The 21158-nt window shown below is 64.1% G+C and carries 17 protein-coding genes; 8 read left to right on the top strand and 9 right to left on the bottom strand.

Annotation, left to right across the window (positions count from 1 at the left end; all coding sequences use genetic code 11):
• Positions 1 to 5: 5 nt before the first annotated feature.
• A complete protein-coding gene (locus tag P7A97_RS01545; protein WP_277688161.1) occupies positions 6 to 683 on the bottom strand; it encodes a TIGR00153 family protein in 678 nt (225 codons plus the stop codon).
• A gap of 102 nt (positions 684 to 785) precedes the next feature.
• Between P7A97_RS01545 and P7A97_RS01540 the strand changes: the two genes are divergently transcribed.
• On the top strand, positions 786 to 2150 hold the full coding sequence (locus P7A97_RS01540) for an inorganic triphosphatase (RefSeq protein ID WP_277688160.1): 1365 nt from the start codon (positions 786 to 788) through the stop codon (positions 2148 to 2150).
• A gap of 35 nt (positions 2151 to 2185) precedes the next feature.
• Positions 2186 to 3970, top strand: a complete 1785-nt coding sequence (locus tag P7A97_RS01535; protein ID WP_277688159.1) for a GspE/PulE family protein — start codon at positions 2186 to 2188, stop codon at positions 3968 to 3970.
• Positions 3971 to 3973: 3 nt separating this feature from the next.
• Here the strand turns inward: P7A97_RS01535 and P7A97_RS01530 are convergent, their stop codons facing one another.
• Positions 3974 to 4675, bottom strand: a complete 702-nt coding sequence (locus P7A97_RS01530) for a murein L,D-transpeptidase catalytic domain family protein (RefSeq protein ID WP_277688158.1) — start codon at positions 4673 to 4675, stop codon at positions 3974 to 3976.
• Between the two features lie 171 nt (positions 4676 to 4846).
• On the opposite strand from P7A97_RS01530, the gene P7A97_RS01525 reads away from it, so the two are divergent.
• From P7A97_RS01525 to P7A97_RS01505, 5 genes are all read left to right on the top strand, one after another.
• A complete protein-coding gene (locus P7A97_RS01525) occupies positions 4847 to 6451 on the top strand; it encodes a L,D-transpeptidase family protein (protein ID WP_277688371.1) in 1605 nt (534 codons plus the stop codon).
• Entirely contained in the window at positions 6442 to 7368 is a 927-nt protein-coding gene (locus tag P7A97_RS01520; RefSeq protein ID WP_277688157.1) for an SPFH domain-containing protein, read from the top strand. The genes P7A97_RS01525 and P7A97_RS01520 overlap by 10 nt, the downstream gene beginning before the upstream one ends.
• Complete coding sequence (locus tag P7A97_RS01515; protein ID WP_277688156.1) at positions 7365 to 7811, top strand: NfeD family protein; 447 nt, start codon at positions 7365 to 7367, stop codon at positions 7809 to 7811. The genes P7A97_RS01520 and P7A97_RS01515 overlap by 4 nt, the downstream gene beginning before the upstream one ends.
• Before the next feature lie 150 nt (positions 7812 to 7961).
• On the top strand, positions 7962 to 9041 hold the full coding sequence (locus P7A97_RS01510) for a GGDEF domain-containing protein (protein WP_277688155.1): 1080 nt from the start codon (positions 7962 to 7964) through the stop codon (positions 9039 to 9041).
• 323 nt (positions 9042 to 9364) lie between these two features.
• Positions 9365 to 9865, top strand: coding sequence for a ProQ/FinO family protein (locus P7A97_RS01505; protein ID WP_277688154.1), 501 nt, complete (start codon positions 9365 to 9367; stop codon positions 9863 to 9865).
• 325 nt (positions 9866 to 10190) lie between these two features.
• Here P7A97_RS01505 and P7A97_RS01500 read toward each other — a convergent pair whose 3' ends face one another.
• From P7A97_RS01500 to potE, 4 genes are all read right to left on the bottom strand, one after another.
• Positions 10191 to 10736: a hypothetical protein gene (locus P7A97_RS01500; RefSeq protein WP_277688153.1), complete on the bottom strand. Its 546-nt coding sequence runs from the start codon at positions 10734 to 10736 to the stop codon at positions 10191 to 10193.
• Positions 10733 to 12712, bottom strand: a complete 1980-nt coding sequence (locus P7A97_RS01495; protein WP_277688152.1) for an alkyl sulfatase dimerization domain-containing protein — start codon at positions 12710 to 12712, stop codon at positions 10733 to 10735. Before P7A97_RS01495 ends, P7A97_RS01500 begins: the two co-directional genes overlap by 4 nt.
• Before the next feature lie 612 nt (positions 12713 to 13324).
• Positions 13325 to 14224, bottom strand: a complete 900-nt coding sequence (locus P7A97_RS01490; RefSeq protein WP_277688151.1) for a transporter substrate-binding domain-containing protein — start codon at positions 14222 to 14224, stop codon at positions 13325 to 13327.
• Complete coding sequence (potE, locus tag P7A97_RS01485; protein WP_277688150.1) at positions 14221 to 15564, bottom strand: putrescine-ornithine antiporter; 1344 nt, start codon at positions 15562 to 15564, stop codon at positions 14221 to 14223. The genes P7A97_RS01490 and potE overlap by 4 nt, the downstream gene beginning before the upstream one ends.
• A gap of 187 nt (positions 15565 to 15751) precedes the next feature.
• Here potE and P7A97_RS01480 point away from each other — a divergent pair, with 187 nt between their 5' ends.
• On the top strand, positions 15752 to 16060 hold the full coding sequence (locus tag P7A97_RS01480; RefSeq protein WP_277688149.1) for a DUF2388 domain-containing protein: 309 nt from the start codon (positions 15752 to 15754) through the stop codon (positions 16058 to 16060).
• Between the two features lie 493 nt (positions 16061 to 16553).
• Here the strand turns inward: P7A97_RS01480 and gcvP are convergent, their stop codons facing one another.
• The 3 genes from gcvP to gcvT form a co-directional block, all read right to left on the bottom strand.
• A complete protein-coding gene (gcvP, locus tag P7A97_RS01475; RefSeq protein ID WP_277688148.1) occupies positions 16554 to 19430 on the bottom strand; it encodes an aminomethyl-transferring glycine dehydrogenase in 2877 nt (958 codons plus the stop codon).
• A 102-nt stretch (positions 19431 to 19532) separates the two neighbouring features.
• Positions 19533 to 19922 (bottom strand): glycine cleavage system protein GcvH, encoded by a 390-nt coding sequence (gene gcvH / locus P7A97_RS01470; protein ID WP_277688147.1) that lies wholly within the window; start codon positions 19920 to 19922, stop codon positions 19533 to 19535.
• Between the two features lie 86 nt (positions 19923 to 20008).
• Positions 20009 to 21091: a glycine cleavage system aminomethyltransferase GcvT gene (gene gcvT, locus P7A97_RS01465; RefSeq protein ID WP_277688146.1), complete on the bottom strand. Its 1083-nt coding sequence runs from the start codon at positions 21089 to 21091 to the stop codon at positions 20009 to 20011.
• Positions 21092 to 21158 lie beyond the last annotated feature (67 nt).

Here is a 21158-nt window from a genome sequence, read left to right as displayed (position 1 = left end):
GGCGCTTAACGCGCCAGCAGTTGTTCCAGACGATTGCCCACACGCTGGGCACGGTCGGCGACCTCGCCGACCCAGTCGATGATCTGGTAGAGGAACATCACGTCCACCGGAGGCAAATCCTTCTCCAGCTTGAACAGGGTGCGGCGCACCTCGATCTGCAGACGGTCGGTGTCATCCTCGATACCGTCCAGCTCCTCCACCAGGGTTTCCACCAGCTTGGCCTCACGGCCACCAAAGCCGGTTTCCAGCAACTCATCCAGCTCGTTCATCGCTCGCAGTGCCTGGGCACTGGCGTCGACGGTGCGCTGCACGAAGGAGCGGATCAGCGGCTGCAACTCGGCCGGGATGGCCATCTCGCGGCCTAGCATCAGGCCAGCGATGTCCTTGGCTTTATTGGCTACTTTGTCCTGTACACTGAGCAGCTCAAGCAAGTCCGAGCGCGGCACCGGCAGGAACAGGCTCTTCGGCAGGTTCAGACGCACGCTCTTCTTGAGCTTGTCGGCTTCCTTCTCCAGACGCACCATTTCCTGCTGCACCCGAGCGACTTCAGCCCAGTCCTGAGCCATGACCGCCTCGAAAAACGGCACCAGGTTGGCGGCACACTCATGCGCCTTGGCGATGTGCTGCTGCATGGGGCCAATCGGCGAACGACCGAACAGGCTGACAAAGGGATTGGTTGGCATTTAGGGAAGCCCCTGCTGGAAAAAGGCCGCAATTATAGGTGGGCTTTGCTCGCCGGCCAATGCGACACATCGGACTGCAACAATTTCATGATAGGCGCTGCCATGAACAAAGAAACCGAAATCAAACTGCGCGTCAGCCGCGAAACCCTGGCGGCCCTACGTGAACACCCGCTTCTAAAGAAGCGCAACAAGTCCGGCTGGTCGTCCCACCCGCTGTTCAATCAATATTTCGACACCCTCGACCGTGACCTGGCGCAGGCCCGCGTGGCCCTGCGCCTGCGCCGCGACGGCGAGCAGGTGATCCAGACGCTGAAAAGCCGAGGCCAGAGTGTGGCCGGGCTGTCGGAGCGCAACGAGTGGGACTGGCACCTGAGCAAGGCCAAGCTGGACACCAAGAAACTTACCGACGAGTGCTGGCCGGCCAGCCTGGCCGAGCTGGACAAGAAACAGCTCAAGCCCCTGTTCACCACCGACTTCGTCCGCGAGAAGGCGGAAATTGCCTGGGGCCGCGGCAAGGCCAAGACCGTGATCGAGGCCGCCCTCGACCTGGGCAAGGTAGTCGCCGGCGAAGGCGAAGAGGAAATCTGCGAGCTGGAACTGGAGCTGCGCGAAGGCCAACCCGCAGCCCTGCTGGAGCTGGCCTGCGAGCTTGCCGCCGACCTGCCGCTGATGCCCTGCGACATCAGCAAGGCCGAACGCGGCTATCGCCTGTTCGACTCGGCCAGCTACAGCCTGGCCCTACCGGCGCCCGAGTTAAATGCCGAACAGAGCCTGGATGACGTCTTCGCCGCCCTCGCCTGGCACCTGCTCGGCAGCAGCCAGCGCCTGGCCGAACAGTACCGCTGGAGCGGCCACTGGAAACTGCTCAGCCAGTGGCTGGACCGACTGATCGAGCTGCGTGCCCTGCTCGGCAGCCTGGGCCAGGCGGCGCCGCGCGCCAGCAGCCATGACCTGCGCGAGACGCTGGATGCCCTGCTGAACGACTGGCGCCCGCGCCTGCTGGCCGGCCAGAACAATGACGAACTGCGGCAGAACGCACCCGCGCTGTTCGCCGCCGAGTTGCAGGGCAATCGCTGGGGCCTGTTCTCGCTCAGCCTGTCGCGCTGGTTGCTCAATCGCAGCTGGACGGTCGAGCGCAACGCGCGCGGCAATCGACAGGGCGCGGCGGTGCTGGGCAACTGGCTGCCGCATCTGCTCGCCGAAGAAGGCACCGCGCTGCAGCTCAGGCGCTACCAGCAGCAACCGGAAGACCTGGCCGAGCAGCTGCCGCGCATCGAACGCATCCAGGTCTGGCTGCGCCTGGCCCGCCAGGTGCTGGAGGTACCGGAGGTCGACCGCCTCTATGGCGAGATGAGCAAACTGCATGAGCTGACCCAGCAACCGCTGGATGCCGAGGTGTTGGCCGCCCGCGTGGCACAGGCCCATACTGTGGCCACGCTCAAACCTTGGAAGCTGCTGCTGAAATAAGCTGCTCACCCCGTCATCCATACAAAGGGAGCTCCATGTCCGTTCTCGCCTCGCCCGCCCAGGATCGCTGGCTCGATCTCAACGATATCCTCCGCGACCTGGTCGCTCAGGGCCGAGTCTCCCAGGAGAACGCCGAGCAGTGCATGGTGCTGCGCCGTGCCTCCGGCAACGCACAGATGCACCCGCTGGAGTTCCTCGCTGCGCAGCAACTGGACGACCTGCAGCGCCCCGGCAAGAAGATCGACCTGGAAGGCCTGACCGTGTGGCTGGCCAACCAGTCCGGCCAGCCCTACCTGCGCATCGACCCGCTGAAGATCGACGTGGCGGCGGTCACGCCACTGATGTCCTACGCCTTTGCCCAGCGCCACAAGATTCTCGCCGTGGCGGTGGACAGCGAGGCGGTGACCATCGCCAGCGCCCAGCCCTACGTGCACAGCTGGGAAGCCAACCTGATCCATGTGCTGAAACGGCCGATCAAGCGCGTGGTGGTCAACCCGGTTGACCTGCAGCGCTTTACCACCGAGTTCTATCGCCTGGCGCGCTCGGTCAGCGGTGCCAATGCCCAGGACATCAAAACCAGCAACGTGGGCAACTTCGAGCAGCTGCTCAGCCTGGGCGCCAGCGACCAGGAGCCGGACGCCAACGACGCGCACATCGTCAATATCGTCGACTGGCTGTTCCAGTACGCCTACCAGCAACGCGCCAGCGACATCCACATCGAGCCACGGCGTGAAATCGGCACCGTGCGCTTTCGCATCGACGGCGTGCTGCACAACGTCTATCAGTTCCCGATCCAGGTGACGATGGCGGTGGTCAGCCGCCTGAAGAACCTCGGGCGGATGAACATCGCCGAAAAGCGCAAGCCGCAGGACGGCCGGATCAAGACCAAGACCCCGGATGGCGGCGAGGTGGAACTGCGCCTGTCGACCCTGCCCACCGCCTTCGGCGAGAAGATGGTGATGCGTATCTTCGACCCCGAGGTGCTGCTGAAGAACCCCGACCAGCTGGGCTTCTCGCCGGACGACCTGCGCCGCTGGGAGAGCATGACCAACCAGCCCAACGGCATCATCCTGGTCACCGGCCCCACCGGCTCGGGCAAGACCACCACTCTGTACACCACGCTCAAGCAGCTGGCGACCGAGGAAGTGAACGTCTGCACCATCGAAGACCCGATCGAGATGATCGAACCGGCCTTCAACCAGATGCAGGTGCAGCACAACATCGACCTCAACTTCGCCGCCGGCGTGCGCGCGCTGATGCGCCAGGACCCGGACATCATCATGGTCGGCGAGATCCGCGACCTGGAAACCGCCGAAATGGCCATCCAGGCGGCACTGACCGGCCACCTGGTGCTCTCCACCCTGCACACCAACGATGCGCCCAGCGCCATTACCCGCCTGCTCGAGCTGGGCGTGCCGCACTACCTGCTCAAGGCCACCATCCTCGGGGTGATGGCCCAGCGTCTGGTACGCACCCTGTGCCCGCACTGCAAGGCGCCGGTAGAACTGAGCGAGAACGACTGGCAAAGCCTGACACGGCCCTGGAGTTCACCCCTGCCGACCCAGGCGCACCGCGCAGTGGGCTGCCTGGAATGCCGCGACACCGGCTACCGCGGCCGTGCCGGGGTTTACGAGATCATGCTGCTGAACGACAACATCAAGCCGCTGATCACCGCCGACACCGACCTCGTCGCGCTGCGCCGCGCAGCCTTCAAGGACGGCATGCGCAGCCTGCGCCTGTCCGGCGCGCAGAAGATCGCCGCCGGCATGACCACCCTCGAGGAAGTGTTGCGGGTCACCCCGCAGAGCGAGCAAAAGTAGGCGCTATTGCTTCGCCAGCTGCAGGGTCTTCGGCGACGCCGTGCAGGCCAGCAGTGCCGAGCGCTTCAACCAGCGCGGATCGGAGTGCCAAGCCAGGAGAAACTGGCCGCCCTTGAGCTTGTCAACCACCATCCGCGCCACTTCCGGACGGACCGCCGGGCAACCCAGGCTGCGGCCGATGCGGCCCTGCTTGCGCACCAGCGCGGGGTTCACATAGGCCGCACCATGGATGACGATGGCGCGCTCGCGGGCCAGGTCGTTGATACCTGGCTCCAGGCCGTCCATGCGCAGGGAGTAGCCGTGCTTGCCACGATAACTTTCGGCGGTGCGAAACAGACCGAGGCTGGTCTGGTAGCTGCCCAGGCGGTTGGAGAAGCTGTTGGCGATGTTCTCGCCCGACAGACGGCCATGGGCCACGTAATCACGCAGTAGCAGGCGCTTGCTGTGCAGGTCGAAGATCCACAGACGGCGTGCCGTGGACGGCAGGGAATAGTCGATCACGGCCAGGCGACGCGCGGGCTCCGCGCCATGGTTGACCGCGCATTGCATCGCCGCCACGGCATCGCGCAGGGCCTGCGGATTGAGCCCGGAGGCGACGCGGGAAAGGTCCCTGACCAGAGAATCATGCTGCGTAGGTGCCGCCATCAGCGGCGTGGCGCACAGCCACAGTCCTGCCAGACAGAACAGGCTCAAGCGTCGGAACATGCGTTTACTACCTTTAAAAGCATGTGCTCCGGACGTCCTGTCCCGAAGACCGCTGTCGGTGCGCAGAGGCTGCGACGACAGGCCCTCAAATCCAACTTCGACCCACCTATACTTATTGGTGTTGTGGCGCCGCCTTCGCGTGCGCACTGAGCCATGGATTGGAGCAGTATGTTGTTCAAAAAATGTGCATCCTACCCGAGCATAGTCTTGCTCACCTTACCGCTGGTCGCCCACGCCATAGAGGTACCGGTCGGCCAGCTCCCTCTACAGGCGGCGCCTGCGCCACTGTGCGCGCCCCTAGAAAGCAGCCTAGACGATGCCACCAAACTGCTGCTCAACGACTTCTACCGACTGCGCGAAGGCCGCCCGGCCTGGCGTGATCACGACCAGCGGCAGCACCTGCGCGAACAACTGCAACAATTGGCCGACGACGGCCTCGACCCAGCCGACTATCCCCTGCGCGAAGGTGATGACGACTGCGCCGAGCTGCAGGCCAGCAACAGCTACCTGCAGGCCCTGCTGCACTTGCGCGGCGGGCGCCTGCCGGCCTCGCGCCAGGAAACCATCTGGCATGCTCCCGAAGAACCACGTGCCGACCCGCGCCTGGCCGTGCTGTCGATTGCCAGCGCCACCGCCGACATTGCCAGCGCCTTCGCCACCGCACGACCAGCGCTGACGCAATACAGGCTGCTGCGTAGCGCTTATGCCGTGGCGCGTCTGCAGCCTGCCGGGCACTGGCAGCCACTGCCCGGCGGACCGCTGCTGAAACCCGGCGGCAACGATGCGCGCCTGCCGCTGCTGCGCGCGCGCCTGGCCGCCGAAGGTTACCTGAACGAGCCGCTGGCCGAAGGCCCGCACTTCGACCCCGCCAGCGTGGCCGCGCTGCAGAGTTTTCAGCAGCGCCACGGCCTCAAGCCGGACGGTATCCTCGGCCCGGCCAGCCTGGGCGAGCTCAATGTCGACGCCCTGACCCGCCGCGACCAACTGCGCGCGAACCTGGAGCGTCTGCGCCGCATCGCCGACGACCTGAGCCAGGCCAAGGTGGTGATCAACGTCGCCGCCGCCGAGCTGCACGTGATCGAGAACGGCAGCGAAATCTGGCGCACTCGCACCCAGGTCGGTCGCCCGGAGCGCGCCACCCCCTTGCTGGCCTCGCGCATCGTGCGCCTGACCCTCAATCCCACCTGGACCGTGCCGCCGACCATCCTGCGCGAAGACAAGCTGCCGGCGATCCGTGCCGACCTGGGCTACCTCGATCAGCACGAGATGAGCGTCTACGACCGCAGCGGTAACCGCCTTGATCCCGAACAGGTCGACTGGAGCAGCCCGGGCGCGATCCTGCTGCGCCAGGCTGCCGGCAGCCGCAACCCGCTGGGACGTGTGGCGCTGCGTTTCGACAACCCCTTCTCGGTGTACCTGCACGACACCCCCAGCCAGGCGCTGTTCGACAAATCCCCGCGCTTCTTCAGCTCCGGCTGCGTCCGGGTCGAGGCGGTGGACAACCTGCTAGCCTGGCTGCTGCCACCTGAGGAGCTGACTGCCGTGCAGTCGCGCCTGGCCAACGGCAAGACCCAAAGCTACCGCCTGAGCACCGCAGCCCCCCTGCTGATCGCCTACTGGACGGTAGAGGCCGACGCCAGTGGCGCGCTGCGCTACCTGCCGGACATCTACAACCGCGACCCGGCGCTGATCGCCGCACTGGCCGCGCCATCCGCTCGCCACATCGCCGGCCAAGACACGGCCGCATACACACAGGAAGCAGTGACATGGAAATAGGTGGTTTTATCTTTGTTTTCGTCGGCCTGGCCGTGGCCATCGTGTTCATGGGTTTCAAGGTGGTGCCGCAGGGTTACCAATGGACGGTAGAGCGCTTTGGCCGCTACACCACCACGCTCAAACCGGGGCTCAACATCATCGTGCCGGTGATGGACCGCATCGGCCGCAAGCTCAACGTGATGGAAAACGTGCTCGACATTCCGCCTCAGGAAGTCATCACCGCCGACAACGCCACGGTACAGATCGACGCAATCTGCTTCTTCCAGATCATCAACTCGGCGCAGGCGGCTTACGAGGTGAACAACCTCGAACACGCCATCCGCAACCTGGTGATGACCAACATCCGCACCGTGCTCGGCTCCATGGAACTGGACGCCATGCTCGGCCAGCGCGACGCGATCAACGAGCGCCTGCTGCGCACCGTGGATGAAGCCACCGCGCCCTGGGGCATCAAGATCACCCGCATCGAGATCAAGGACATCAGCCCGCCCGAAGACCTAATGGCGGCCATGTCCGGACAGATGAAGGCCGAGCGCATCAAGCGCGCCCAGATCCTCGAGGCCGAAGGCATGCGGCAGGCCGCCATTCTTACCGCCGAGGGCAAGAAGCAGGCACAGATTCTCGAAGCCGAAGGCGAACGCCAGGCCGCCTTCCTCGAAGCCGAGGCCCGTGAGCGCGCCGCCCAGGCCGAAGCCGAGGCCACGCGCATGGTCTCCGAGGCGATCGCCAGCGGCAACGTGCAGGCGGTCAACTATTTCGTCGCGCAGAAATACATCGACGCCCTCGGCCAACTGGCCGCGGCCGACAATAGCAAGGTGATCCTGATGCCGCTGGAGGCCAGCCAGGTAATCGGCGCGGTCGGCGGCATCGGCGAGATCGTTCGCTCGACGTTCGACAAGGATGGCACGGCAAAATGATCGACTACCTGCAGCACCTGTCGTTCTGGGACTGGCTAGCCTTTGCTGCCGTTCTGCTGATCCTCGAAGTGTTCGGCGCCGGTGGCTACCTGCTGTGGATCGGCATGGCCGCCGCCGGTGTCGGCGTGCTCACCTACCTGTTCCCGGAGCTGCCGTGGGCCTGGCAGTTTCTGGTCTTCGCCGTGCTCTCGGTACTCACCGCAGTGGTCTGGTGGCAACGCCAGCGCAGCGCCAGCAAGCTTTCCGACGTGCCCGGGCTGAACAACCGCGGCAGCGAGTTGATCGGCCGCAGCTTCGTGCTGCATGAAGCCATCGCGGGAGGGCGCGGCAAGATCAGGGCCGGCGACAGCCTGTGGCTGGTCAGTGGTCCCGACCTGCCAGCGGGCCATCAAGTGCGCGTGACGGGGCAGGATGGTGTGATCCTGCGAGTCGAACCGCTGTGAGGCGGCTCGCACCTCCGCATTTCCCCGAATGCCTTCGCAGCCCCTCGAGTGGATTCTGGCGGTCGATCTTTTTGTCCACCTGATCAGACTCAATCGTCTACCATCGAACGGGTAGCAAGGCGCCAGTGCTTGCAGCCCATGGGAAAGGCCATGTACCCGCACCGTCACAGCCCTCACAGCGATACGCGCCAGACCGGCCTGGAGGACAGCGCCCGGCGTTCGCTGGTCAGCCTTATCTTCGCGTCCACCGGGCTGACCATCGGTGGCTTTTCCCTGCTGCAGTTCAGTGCCGGCAACAGCTTGTTCGCCAGCATCGAACTGCTGGTCTGCGCAGCGCTGCTGGGCGCATCTCGCTGGATCTACCACACACAGAATCTGGAACTGTGGATCTACCTGTACCTGATTCCGACTTGCGCCTTCCTGGTCTACATCACCCTGATGCCGGATGCTTCGGCCAGCGCCTTCGTATGGACCTACCTGATCCCCTTGCTCTCCTACCTGCTGCTGGGCAAGCGCCGCGGGCTGCAACTGGCCTGGCCCTACATGGGCGGCGCCCTGCTGCTGTATTACTGGCGCTTCCCGCTGCCACAGAACGCCCACGAGTTGATCGACGCCGGTAACGCGATTCTCTGCGGCGCGCTGATCATGGTCTTTGTCCACCTCTACGAAACCCGCCGCGCCATTACCTACTCGCAGCTGCAACACCAGGCACAAACCGATCCTCTGACCGGCACCGCCAGCCGAGGCCACTTCAAGCAGGAACTGATACGTGGTCTGCAGGAAGCCCAGCGCAGCGACAGCCCGCTGGTCCTGGTGCTGATGGATATCGACCACTTCAAGCGGGTCAATGATCGCTGGGGCCACGATGCCGGCGATCATGCCCTGCGCCACATCTGCGACCTGCTGCTGGAGCGCCTGCGCGTCACCGACAGCCTTGGCCGGCTTGGTGGCGAAGAGTTCGGCCTGCTCTTGCGCAGTACCGATCTGGACAGCGCCAAGCCGCTGGTGGAGTCGCTACGCGCACTGATCAGCCAGCATCCACTGGACTATCGCGGTCACCGGATAGAGCTTTCGGCCACCTTCGGCCTGGCCCAGTGGCCGAATGACGGGAGAACCCCTGATGAACTCTACCGCTGCGCCGATAGCCGTCTTTATGCCGGCAAGCAGCAGGGCCGCAACTGCCTGATCAGTGGGGACAGAGAAGTACGGATTTCGACCACGCTGCCGTGATGAGCAGACAGACAAACACCAGGTGGCCCCGGCAGTGCCGCCGTGAGGGACGGATAAATGCCTGTCGTGCCGCAGCAGACATGAAGATCAGCCGAACCTGACATAACCTCAGTCCCTACAAAGCAGCACTGCGCCAGAGGTTCATCCTTGCTGGTAACCCCCAAAGGGCCAACAACAGTTCCTCTCGGCAAGCTCCAAGATACTGCTGCAAGCAACACGCTAACCAGCATGCAGCTGCAACGATTCGAATGCTGGTTAGCCTGTTGCATAGACGGCATGGGATAATCGCGCACCGAATCAACCAAGAGCTGGCGAACTGAACGATGGGTTTTGAACAATTAGCTGAGCTACGTGACCGCCTGCGCGCCGAAAAACAGCAGGTGCAAGCTGAACAGAAGCCGCGTAAAAAAGCGCCCTCACGGCAAGAAAAACCCCGCGAGCAAGACCCTGCCGTGGAAGCGATCTGGCGCTTGCAGAAGCACTTCCCCCTAGCATTCCCGGTTAACCCGGCGCCCAAGGTTCCCCTTAAGGAAGGCATCCTTCAGGATGCCGAGCAACACTTGGAGCTGCTCGGCATCACTCGCGAACAACTCAAGCAGGGCCTTGCAACCTGGTGCCGGGGCAGCCGTTACTGGTCAAGCATGACCGAAAATGCGCCGCGACTGGACCTGAACGGCCAAACAGCCGGGACGGTGACGGCCGCACAGGCATTGCATGCCAAGCAGCAGGCCAAACGTCAACGTGCGCAAGCACGACGCGCCGAAGCCAAAAAGAAAGCGCCTGCCGAAACCGCAACTGAAGCAGCTGAACAGCCGGCAGATTAACGTCGCCACGACCGAGCAATGAGCCACCAGCCAGATGGAGGCATGGCTCATCCGGCGGCATACCGCACCACAGTGCGCTGCCGAGCGCCCCTACCCAGGCATCACGGAGCAAATTGGCCAACGGGCGCAGGCCGGTGATGGCGAGCGCATACAGCCACCTCCCGCCCTCGACCGAGGAATTTCAAAGACGCCCCACTGCAAGGCCGCTGAAAAACCGACACCCCAAAACCCAGCCACGCATGATTGTTCAATCACTCATGCGTGGCTGGGTCTTGGGCGGGGGTTAGTCAGGGGGAGTTCGGCAACAGGAACGTGGCGCCCTAACTCAATTGACTTGCGCCACCGAGAACGCCGCCTGCTGCCATGATTGCTTGATGCCGGCGCTTTCCATGGTTGAAGCTTCGACCCTCAGTAGGCCGGACTCCATAGCCTGGTTGAAGTTGAGCTTGCCGCCCTGCAACGCTATGAGCACCCCTTCTCCAGTAATCACTACTGGCTCACCGACTGCTGGTTCGGCCACATGTGCCGTCGCAACCCAGGTGCCGTCGACCGCTTGATAAGAAGTCCACAGCCCTGACTCGACCATCAGCAGATAAAACCCTCCGCTACCGGTATCCGGTGCAAGAGAGGCCTCCAGCTTCTCTACGATGTTAAGTGCGCGGCGCATACCAAACCCACCGGGCAGGGGAGCAGGTCTGCGCAGCTGTTTACTTTCATAGGCATCGTAGATCGCTAGCGCCACACCCAGGGATTCTGGGTGAGCCGGCGCGAAATCAGCCAACGGATTGTCATAACCACAGGCGGTAGCCATCGGACTTGCGCTACTGACTAGCAGCGCAAGCCCAGCAGCCTTCAGCAACGACTGCTTCATGGCGTAACGATGTTGAACCAGAACGGGAAGGTGTCGAGCAGCCCCAGGAACTCGGTCAGCGCTTCACGTTTGCCATCGACCTTGAGGTTGCCCTTGGTAATCGCGTCTTCCAGGGTGGTTTGCTTCAGCTGAATGGCATCGAGCGTGGCCTTGGACAAGGTCAGGGTCACGTCCGGCTTCTCCAGCGGCTTGCCGTAATTAAGCACAGCGTTCTCCACAGACAAGCCGTACTCTTTCTTCAGGTCGGTGAAGTCGATGTTGAGGAAGATCTTCTTGCCAGCCGCCTTCGGCCCGTTGAGGCGTACGGACAGGTAGTCGAAGAGCATTTCCGGTGGCATGGCCTTGATTACGTCCGGGCCTGCAGTGTTGATACCACCCGCACTTGGCACGCCATTGCGCAGCTCATAAGCGCCCTGCAGGTAAACACCGCGCCACGGACCGCTCTCGGCCTGGTAGCCCAGCTGCTCGTAGGTATCCGCCAGGAGATCCTTGCCAACGGAGCTTTCCGGATTGGCGAAGACCACGTGCTTGAGTACTTCGGCCACCCAACGGTACTCACCCTTGTCAAAGTCGGCCTTGGCCAGCTTCAGCACGGCCTCTTCACCACCCATGTAAGCGACATATTTCTTCGCCGCGTCTTCCGGTGGCAGGTTGTTGAGGTCGGAGGGGTTGCCGTTGTACCAACCCATGTAGCGCTGGTAGACCGCACGAGAGTTGTGGCGCAGGGTGCCGTAGTAGCCACGGTTGGGCCAGAACTGGTCCAGTTCGGGCGGCAACTTGATCATCTCCGAGATTTCTTCGCCGTTGTACCCCTTGTTCATCAGGTTCACTGACTGGTCGTGGGTGTACTTGTACATGTCGCGCTGTTTCTTCCAGTAGTCGTTGATCTTGGCCTGGCCCCACTGCGGCCAGTGGTGACTCTGGAACTTGACCTCAACCTTGTCGCCGTAACGGTCGATGGTTTCGTTGAGGAAGCTCGACCACTTCAACGCATCGCGCACCTGTGCACCGCGCAGGGTCAGGATGTTGTGCATGGTGTTGGTGGTGTTCTCAGCCATCCACATGGCCTTGAACTGCGGGAAGTAGGTATTCATTTCGGCCGGGGCCTCGGTGCCCGGCGTCATCTGGAACTCCATCTCGACACCGTCCACCGTCACGACTTCACCGGTCTTGGTGATGAAGTCGCTCGGCAATACCAGGGTAGTGGTGCCGGTGGAGGTGGTCTGACCGAGGCCACCGTTGACTCCGCCCTGCGCATTGCGTGGCAGCATCGCACCATACATGAAGATGGCGCGGCGACTCATGGCGTTACCGGCGATCACGTTCTCGCTGATGGCGTGCTCGCTGAAGCCTTCAGGGGCGAACACCTTGATCTTGCCGGAGGCAAAATCCTCATCGCTGCCCAGGCCGCGCCCGCCGCCGTAATGGTCGATATGCGAGTGGCTGTAGACCAGCGCCACAACCGGACGCTCGCCGAGGTTGGCGGTAACCAGGTCGTAGGCGGCCTTGGCGGTTTCGGTCGAGATCAACGGATCGAAAACGATCCAGCCGGTATCGCCCTGGACGAAGGTGATGTTGGAGAGGTCGTAGCCACGAACCTGGTAGATACGATCGGTGACCTTGAACAGGCCGTACTGCATGCTCAGTTGCGCGTTGCGGTACAGGCTGGGGTTGATGGTGTCCGGAGATTCCTTGTCCAGACTGATGTATTGCTTGTAGCTCTCCAGATCCCACACCGGGGTACCTGCGGCACTCGTAATGGTCAGGGTGTCTGGCTTGGCGATAAAGCCACGCTGAGCATCCTCGAAATCGGATTTATCACTAAAGGGTAATTCCTTGAGTACGGCCGCATTGGCCGCCTTGGTGGCCTCGGTGGCTGGTTTGGGGGGAACCGGCTCGGCGAGAGCCATTGCACTGTTGGAAATCAGGGTTCCAAGCAAAGCAAAAGTGGTGAATTTCTTTAATGCAGTGAGCATGAGTGACTTCCTATCTGACGTCCAACTGGTCGCGTGCCAAGGCGCGCAAAAAGCCGCAGCCGGACAACTTGAGCGCTGCGTCCATTCCGGCCACCCAGTTAGGTATAAGAGAAGTCGTCGAAATAGCCAGGAATCAGAAATACCCAATTCGTCTGAATAAATTAATTGAAAAGCGATATTGGAATAAAAAAACCATCTGGCTCCCACCGCTCAATCCCCCCAGCCCCCACAGACAGCGGCTGTGGGACTAGGTGATAAGGCAGGATGATCGTTGCTCGCCCGCGGGCACTCGGCGATGCCGTGGCCGATGGACGGTGCGTCGACGCGCACGGCGTCAGCGCAGGGCCAACTGCAGAAACATCCACCCGATACAGCCGGGCCTGGGCGCACAAAAAACCATGGGCAATGCTCCAGCACCCTTGGCCAGGTCAACCATGGCTAGGCGCCGGCGCAACAGCCCGGGGAGATCATCAAGCACGGCGCGCAACACGCTACGCTGCGCCGGGACAGCACCGGGGCATTCGCCCGTCACGCGCAGCCGCCCATCAATCAGCGCCAAGGCGGCCTGCTACACACTGCCACTGGCCGACAGATACGCTACCGGCCGCAGGTCTAGCGGTCGCGCGGCAGGGCATAGACCTTGAACAGCAGGCGTTCCGTTTCACCCGGCTCACCGAGGTAGCGCCGGTAAGCCTGCAGCAATGCACCGGAGCGATACAGCTCGCTCAGGGCCCTATCCACTTGCAGGCGCAGGTCTTCGTCGCCACGGGCCATGGCCAGGCTGACCGGCACGAACTCGAAGACCCGGTCGAGCACCTGCAAGCGCTCACCGCCGGCCAACTGGCTCAGGTACTGCTTGAGCAGCATACGCTCGCTAAAGAAGGCGTCGGCCTTGCCCTCCAGGACCCACTGCACGCCCTCGGTGTAGGTCGGCACAGTCAGAACGCTGGCGATCACCCCGAGTCGGCTCAACTGTTCACGGACCCAGGCCTCGCTGACGCCACCCTCGACCACCGCGAAACGTTGTCGGCTCAGGCCGTGGTTGATGGTAGCCCGCCAGGTCGGGCCGCTGTGGGCCGCCTGGCCATTGAGCACGCTGAGCAGCGAAGACGGCGCATCCCGCGACACCAATACACCCAGCCCGCCGGTATAGACCGGCACGGAGAAACTCACCGCCTGGCGCAGCGTGCCAGTGGCCGCTGCCGGCGTGCAGAACAGATCGATCTGGCCAGCCTTCAGCGCGGCCGGCCACTGGTCATGGGCCAGCGCGTGGAAGTGCAACTGCAGGTCGTCCAGTTCCAGGGCATTCTTGAGCTGGCCAGCCAGCAGACGGCACAGCTCGATGCTGTAGCCATCGACCCGCTCGCCCTGCTGGCTGCTAAACGGCGCCGTGTTCGTCTGATAGCCCAGGTTGAGCGTGGCGCTGCTGCGTATCCGCTCCAGCGTATCGGCGCCCGCTCCGTTCGGCAGCGACAGGGCCAGCACCAGGCCCAGGAGTGCTCTCAGTTTCATAGCCAGCCCCTCGCATCGTCCGGCTGTACGCGGGATCGCTCGACGAAGTTCTTGGCGATGGAGCCGTACAGCAGGTAACCGAAGGCCATCACCAACAGGCCGCCGAACACCGCATCCTTGCCGGAAGCGTACAGGGCGTAGTAGGAGTAGAGCATGGCAATCAGCAGCAGCACGCCATTGCGGGCGAAGATGCGTGCATCGACCCTGGCCTTGTACATGATCACCAGCAGCCCGGTGAGGGCCGTCACGTAGGGAATCAGGTTGGTCACCGCCGCCAGGTTGACCAGCTTGCCAAACTGCTCGCTGGCATTCGGCGAAATGGTCGATAAGGCCATCAGCGTCTGCAGTGCGGCACACACCACCAGGCCGATCACCGGGGCGTTGCGCGCGGTCATACGGGAAAAGAGCCTTGGGAACATGCCCTGGTCGGCGGCGCTCTTGGCCGTCTGCGCCAGGGTAAATTGCCAGCCCAGCAGTGAACCGACGCAGGCCATTACCGCCAACACCATGATCACCTGCCCCACCAACGGGTTGAACATCTGCGCGTAGACGAAGGCGAACGGCGCCGTCGAATTGGCTAGCTCGGCGTTGGGCACGATGCCCTGGATCACCGTGGTCGACAGCACGTAGACCACCGCAGCGCCCAGGGTGCCGAACAGGCAGGCCAGCGGTACGTTGCGCTTGGGCTCCTCGACGGCATCGAAATTCTGCGCCGCCGATTCCATGCCGAGGAAGGCCCACAGGGTCAGCGGAATACTCTGCTCGATGGCGCTGCTGATCGCCAGGTCGTGCGGGTTCCAGGCCGCGATGAAGATATCCGGCTCGAACCAGAACCAGCCGATCACACTGAGCCCGGCCACCGGGATGATCACCCCCCAGACCGTGATCGCACCGATCTTGCCGGTGATGCGCGGGCCACCGAAATTGGCCACCGTGGTCAGCCAGATCAGCCCCAGCGTACCGACGAACAGCGGGATCGCGCCGCTGCCCAGCCAGGGAAAAAAGGGCGTGAGATACCCCACTGCGGAGATGCCGATGGCCACGTTGCCGATCGCCAGCGACAGGAAGTAGAGGAACGAACAGAGGAAGAACGCCGACTTGCCGTGCGCCTCCTCGCTGTAGGCCGACATGCCGCCAGAGCGCGGGCAGTAGATGCCGCACTGGGCGAAGCAATAGGCGATGGCCATGGAGCCCACGGCGGTGATCAGCCACGACAGCAGCGACACCGCCCCCAGCTGCGCCATGCTCGACGGCAGCATGATGATGCCGGAACCCATCATGTTCACCGCCACCAGCGTGGTGAGCCCAACCAGGCTCATCTTCTTGCCCGATCCAGCCATCGAAGGCCCCTCCTGTGACGGTCAACCGCGCGGCCTTGGCCCCTTGCGCGGGGTTCAGTTCATCAGCCTAGCAGCGCTTCTGCCAATAGTCGGAGCGTGCCTGGCTGCGCTGTGGCGCATCCCGCTGGAACCCTGTACGAGCGCCGCACCTCCAAGCAACACACCCATTGCCCAGGAGGTTCTCGCCATGCCCCGCCTACTGACCATCACCAGCCTTGCCCTGCTCGGTCTGGCCAGCCTGCCCGCCAGCGCCGACGACACCCTGCGCCAGATCCTCTCCTCGGGCGCGACCACGGCCTCGACCTACTCCACCTTCAAGGATCACAAGCTGCTGCAGCCGGCCCGGGAAGATGCCAGCGCCTTCATCGCCAGCGACGGCGCCATCCGCGGCGCGCACCTGGAGGCAGCCCTGCAGCAGCTGCGTACCGAAAACCCGCAGCTGCGAGCCAGTGATGCGCAACTGGCCCAGGCGATTCTGCTCAGCGACACGCCCTGAGCGAAGCGCGGCGGCGGATACCTATGCCATGTAGGCTGGCGTAGAAGCGCCAACGGACTTTCCCCGAGTCCCGCCAGAAGGCCGAGTGGAAGTACCGTGAAGGGGGAGCTGTTAGGCATCGCCGCGCTCAACCCACCCGGTGTGGGAGAACTGTCTAGATCAGGGCCCTACCGGTCGCGGCTAGAGCCCACAGAGCCATGCCCGGACACTGGTGGGAGCGGCTTTAGCCGCGATGCTCTTGCACTGGCATCATCGTGACTGAAGTCGCTCCCACAAAAGCCGGCCTTGCGCCTTCTACAACTCGCCAGATGAGCACATTTGCCAGAAGTAGGTTGGGTTGAGCCCTGCGAAGCCCAACGTGCGAACTATTGGCCACCGTAGCTGTTGGGCTTCGTTGCTCAGCAACTCAACCCAACCTACCCCAACCCCCGCATGCCACGCAGCCCAAAGAAAAAGCCGCCCGAAGGCGGCTTTTTCATGGCGGCTGCAGGACTTACTCGCGGTAGTCGTCCATCGGCACGCAGGCGCAGAACAGGTTGCGGTCGCCGTAGACGTTGTCCACGCGGTTCACCGCCGGCCAGTACTTGTGCGCCAAGGTATGGGCGGACGGCGTGACTGCCTCGGCGATGCTGTACGGACGGTCCCACTCGCCGGTGACGTCGGCCAGGGTGTGCGGCGCATGCTTCAGCGGGTTGTTGTCCGCCGGCCACTCGCCCGCGGCGACCTTGGCGATCTCGGCGCGGATGCTCAGCATGGCCTCGATGAAGCGATCCAGCTCTTCCTTGGACTCGCTCTCGGTCGGCTCGATCATCAGCGTGCCCGGTACCGGGAAGCTCATGGTCGGGGCGTGGAAGCCGTAGTCCATCAGGCGCTTGGCCACGTCTTCCTCGCTGATGCCGGTCTCCGCCTTGAGCGGGCGCAGATCCAGGATGCACTCGTGGGCGACGCGGTCGTTACGGCCGCTGTAGAGCACCGGGAAGGCGCCCTTGAGCTGGCTGGCCAGGTAGTTGGCGTTGAGGATCGCCGTCTCCGTGGCATCACGCAGCTGCGGGCCCATCATGGCGATGTACATCCAGCTGATCGGCAGGATGCTCGCGCTGCCCCACGGCGCGGCGCTGACCGCGCTGTTCTGCGGCTGCGGGCCTTGCAGTTCGATCACCGGGTGGTTGGCGACGAACGGTGCCAGGTGTGCACGCACACCGATCGGGCCCATGCCCGGGCCGCCACCGCCGTGCGGGATGCAGAAGGTCTTGTGCAGGTTCATGTGCGACACGTCGGCACCGATATCGGCCGGACGGGCCAGGCCGACCTGGGCGTTGAGGTTGGCGCCATCCATATACACCTGGCCACCGAAGCTGTGCACCACCTCGCAGATCTCGCGGATGCCTTCCTCGTACACGCCGTGGGTCGAGGGGTAGGTGATCATCAGGCAGGACAGCTTGTCACCGGCCTCGGCGGCCTTGGCCTTGAGGTCGTCCATGTCGACGTTGCCGGCGGCGTCGCACTCGACCACCACCACGCGCATGGTCAGCATCTGCGCCGAGGCCGGGTTGGTGCCGTGGGCCGAAGCCGGGATCAGGCAGATGTCGCGGTGACCTTCACCGCGGCTCTCGTGGTACTTGCGGATCGCCAGCAGGCCGGCGTATTCGCCCTGGGCACCGGAGTTGGGCTGCATGCAGATGGCGTCGAAACCGGTGATGGCGCACAGCCAGGCTTCCAGCTCGTCGATCATCAGCTTGTAGCCGGCCGCCTGCTCGCGCGGGGCGAAGGGGTGCAGGTTGCCGAACTCCGGCCAGGTCACCGGGATCATCTCGCTGGTGGCGTTCAGCTTCATGGTGCAGGAACCCAGCGGGATCATGGCCTGGTTCAGCGCCAGGTCCTTGTTCTCCAGGCGCTTGAGGTAGCGCAGCATGTCGGTTTCGCTGTGGTGGCTGTTGAACACCGGATGAGTCAGGTAGCCGCTGCTGCGCTGCAGCGCGGCCGGGATGCCTTCCGGCACTTCACCGGCATCCAGCGCGGCGACGGACAGGCCGTGGTCGGCGCCGAGGAAGATGGCGAACAGCTGCTCGACGGTTTCGGCCGAGCTGGTCTCGTCCAGGCTGACGCCCAGCTTGCCACGACCGAGGATGCGCAGGTTGATGCGCGCGGCCTTGGCCGACTCAAGGATGGCGGTCTGCATGCCGCCGACATCCAGGGTCAAGGTGTCGAAGAAGTGCTGGTTGTCGCGCTTGACGCCTTTCTGTTCCAGGCCGGCGGCCAGTACGCAGGTCAGGCGATGCACGCGCTGGGCGATGCGCTTGAGACCTTCCGGGCCGTGGTACACGGCGTAGCAGCTGGCCATGTTGGCAAGCAGTACCTGCGAGGTGCAGATGTTGGAGTTGGCCTTCTCGCGGCGGATGTGCTGCTCGCGGGTCTGCAGGGCCATGCGTAGCGCGGTGTTGCCGCGGGCGTCCTTGGACACACCGATGATGCGGCCCGGCATGGCGCGCTTGAAGGCGTCACGGGTGGCGAAGAAGGCGGCGTGCGGGCCGCCGTAGCCCATGGGTACGCCGAAACGCTGGGCGGAGCCGAGCACCACGTCCGCGCCCAGCTCGCCCGGCGGGGTCAGCAGCAGCAGGCTGAGCAGGTCGGCGGCGACGCAGGCCAGCGCGTTCTGTGCGTGCAGCTGTTCGATCAGCGGCTTGATGTCGCGGATTTCGCCGTGGGTGTCCGGGTACTGCAGCAGGGCGCCGAACACTTCCAGGCCGGCCAGTTCGTCCAGCGCGCCGACCTTGACCTCGAAGCCGAAGCCTTCGGCACGGGTCTGCACCACGGAGATGGTCTGCGGGTGGCAGTTCTCGTCGACGAAGAACAGGTTGCTCTTGCTCTTGGCCACTCGCTTGGCCAGGCCCATGGCCTCGCCGGCAGCGGTGGCTTCGTCGAGCAGCGAGGCGCTAGCCAGGTCCAGGCCGGTCAGGTCGATGGTCAGCTGCTGGAAGTTCAGCAGCGACTCCAGGCGGCCCTGGGCGATTTCCGGCTGATAGGGGGTGTAGGCGGTGTACCAACCCGGGTTTTCCAGCAGGTTGCGCAAGATCACGGTGGGGGTGATGGTGCCGTGGTAGCCCATACCGATCAGGTTGGTCCACAGCTGATTCTGTTCGGCATAGCCCTTGAGCTTGGCCAGGGCGCCCTGTTCGTCCAGTGCGGCCGGCAGATCCAGCTCGCGGCCCAGGCGGATGGCTGGCGGCACGGTCTGCTCGATCAGCGCTTCACGGTTGGCCAGGCCCAGGGTGTCGAGCATGGCCTGCTCTTCACGGGCATCGGGACCGAGGTGACGGCGGAGGAAGGCATCGGGCTGTTGCAGTTGGTCGAGACGGGGCGTCTGGGACATGGTGAGGCTCTCGGAAAATGACAGAGCCTCGACGGATCGAGGCTCGCAAGCGAAATTCGTGATTGCGGGCGACAGGCCGCGTGCTAGACGCGGCCCTGCACCTTAGGCATCGGCGGAGCAGACGGCCTGGTAGCCGGCGGCGTCGAGCAGGCCTTCCAGCTCGGCCGGGTTGCTCGGCTGCAGTTTGAAGAACCAGGCGGCGTAGGGCTCGCCGTTGACCTGCTCGGGAGCGTCGGCCAGGGCTTCGTTGACGGCCAGCACTTCACCGGCGATAGGCGCGTAGATGTCGGAAGCGGCCTTCACCGACTCCACCACGCCGGCTTCCTGACCGGTGGCCAGCTGCTTGCCGACTTCCGGCAGCTCGACGTAGACCACGTCACCCAGGGCTTCCTGAGCGTGGTCGGTAATGCCGATGGTGACCGAACCGTCGGCCTCCAGGCGGATCCACTCGTGGCTGTCGACGTAACGCAGATCGGCGGGGATATTGCTCATGGTGTCTTCCTCGGAATCGATGGGGCGGATCGGCCGCCCGGAAAATTTAGCAGGTGGGGCGGGCGCTGGCGCCTCGCCCCGACAAATCAGATAACGGCCTTGCCGTTGCGGACGAAGTTCGCCTGCACGACGCGTACCGGGTACCACTTGCCGCGGATCTCCACCTCGGCGCGGTCGCCGGTGGCGGCCGGCACGCGGGCCAGGGCGATGGACTTGTTCAGGGTCGGCGAGAAGCTGCCGCTGGTGATTTCACCTTCGCCCGCACCTTCCACGCGCACCACCTGGTGGGCACGCAGCACGCCGCGCTCCTCCAGCACCAGGCCGACCAGCTTGGGCTGGTCGCCGGCGGCACGCTGGCTTTCCAGGGCGCTGCGGCCGATGAAGTCACGCTCGGCCGGCTCCCAGGCGATGGTCCAGCCCATGTTGGCGGCCAGCGGGGAGACGTCGTCGGTCATGTCCTGGCCATACAGGTTCATGCCGGCTTCCAGGCGCAGGGTGTCGCGCGCGCCCAGGCCGATCGGGGCAATGCCGGCGCCAACCAGTTCACTGAGGAAGGTGGGAGCTTCGGCGGCCGGTAGCATGATCTCCAGACCGTCCTCGCCGGTGTAACCGGTACGGGCGATGAACCAGTCGCCTTCCGGCAGGCCCTGGAACACCTTGAGTTCGTTGATCAGCGCAGCGCGCGCGGGGGTCACCAGCTCGGCGGTCTTGGCGCGGGCATGCGGGCCCTGGATGGCCAGCATGGCCAGCTCGGGGCGCTCGCTCAGGGTGACGTCGAAGCCGGCGGTGTGCGCCTGCATCCAGGCCAGGTCCTTGTCGCGGGTGGCGGCGTTGACCACCATGCGATAGCCCCAGTCGGTGAGGTAGACGATGAGATCGTCGACCACGCCGCCGCGCTCGTTGAGCATGCCGCTGTAGAGGGCCTTGCCCGGCGTTTTCAGACGCTCGACATCGTTGGCCAGCAGGTGCTGCAGCCAGGCCTTGGCCTGGGCGCCGGTGATGTCGACCACGGTCATGTGGGACACATCGAACACGCCGCAATCGCGACGTACCTGATGGTGCTCCTCGACCTGGGAGCCGTAGTGCAGCGGCATGTCCCAGCCGCCGAAATCGACCATCTTGGCGCCCAGCGCCAGATGCTGTTCATACAGAGGTGTACGCTGTCCCATGGAGAGCTCCTTGTGCGGGCCCGGCCCCAGCCAGACGTTGGCAAAAAGGGCCCGGGAATCATGGACG

This window comes from Pseudomonas sp. GOM6 (assembly GCF_029537485.1).
In the GTDB taxonomy this organism is placed as follows: Bacteria; Pseudomonadota; Gammaproteobacteria; order Pseudomonadales; family Pseudomonadaceae; genus Aquipseudomonas.
Note: the sequence above shows the minus strand (reverse complement) of the source record. Positions and strands in the feature narration are given on the sequence as shown.

Bases quoted from the DNA above. Each gene is read 5' to 3' on its own strand.
- P7A97_RS01545 (WP_277688161.1), bottom strand. From the start codon at position 683: ATGCCAACCAATCCCTTTGTCAGCCTGTTCGGTCGTTCGCCGATTGGC.
- P7A97_RS01540 (WP_277688160.1), top strand. From the start codon at position 786: ATGAACAAAGAAACCGAAATCAAACTGCGCGTCAGCCGCGAAACCCTG.
- P7A97_RS01535 (WP_277688159.1), top strand. From the start codon at position 2,186: ATGTCCGTTCTCGCCTCGCCCGCCCAGGATCGCTGGCTCGATCTCAAC.
- P7A97_RS01530 (WP_277688158.1), bottom strand. From the start codon at position 4,675: ATGTTCCGACGCTTGAGCCTGTTCTGTCTGGCAGGACTGTGGCTGTGC.
- P7A97_RS01520 (WP_277688157.1), top strand. From the start codon at position 6,442: ATGGAAATAGGTGGTTTTATCTTTGTTTTCGTCGGCCTGGCCGTGGCC.
- P7A97_RS01515 (WP_277688156.1), top strand. From the start codon at position 7,365: ATGATCGACTACCTGCAGCACCTGTCGTTCTGGGACTGGCTAGCCTTT.
- P7A97_RS01510 (WP_277688155.1), top strand. From the start codon at position 7,962: ATGTACCCGCACCGTCACAGCCCTCACAGCGATACGCGCCAGACCGGC.
- P7A97_RS01505 (WP_277688154.1), top strand. From the start codon at position 9,365: ATGGGTTTTGAACAATTAGCTGAGCTACGTGACCGCCTGCGCGCCGAA.
- P7A97_RS01500 (WP_277688153.1), bottom strand. From the start codon at position 10,736: ATGAAGCAGTCGTTGCTGAAGGCTGCTGGGCTTGCGCTGCTAGTCAGT.
- P7A97_RS01495 (WP_277688152.1), bottom strand. From the start codon at position 12,712: ATGCTCACTGCATTAAAGAAATTCACCACTTTTGCTTTGCTTGGAACC.
- P7A97_RS01490 (WP_277688151.1), bottom strand. From the start codon at position 14,224: ATGAAACTGAGAGCACTCCTGGGCCTGGTGCTGGCCCTGTCGCTGCCG.
- potE (WP_277688150.1), bottom strand. From the start codon at position 15,564: ATGGCTGGATCGGGCAAGAAGATGAGCCTGGTTGGGCTCACCACGCTG.
- P7A97_RS01480 (WP_277688149.1), top strand. From the start codon at position 15,752: ATGCCCCGCCTACTGACCATCACCAGCCTTGCCCTGCTCGGTCTGGCC.
- gcvP (WP_277688148.1), bottom strand. From the start codon at position 19,430: ATGTCCCAGACGCCCCGTCTCGACCAACTGCAACAGCCCGATGCCTTC.
- gcvH (WP_277688147.1), bottom strand. From the start codon at position 19,922: ATGAGCAATATCCCCGCCGATCTGCGTTACGTCGACAGCCACGAGTGG.
- gcvT (WP_277688146.1), bottom strand. From the start codon at position 21,091: ATGGGACAGCGTACACCTCTGTATGAACAGCATCTGGCGCTGGGCGCC.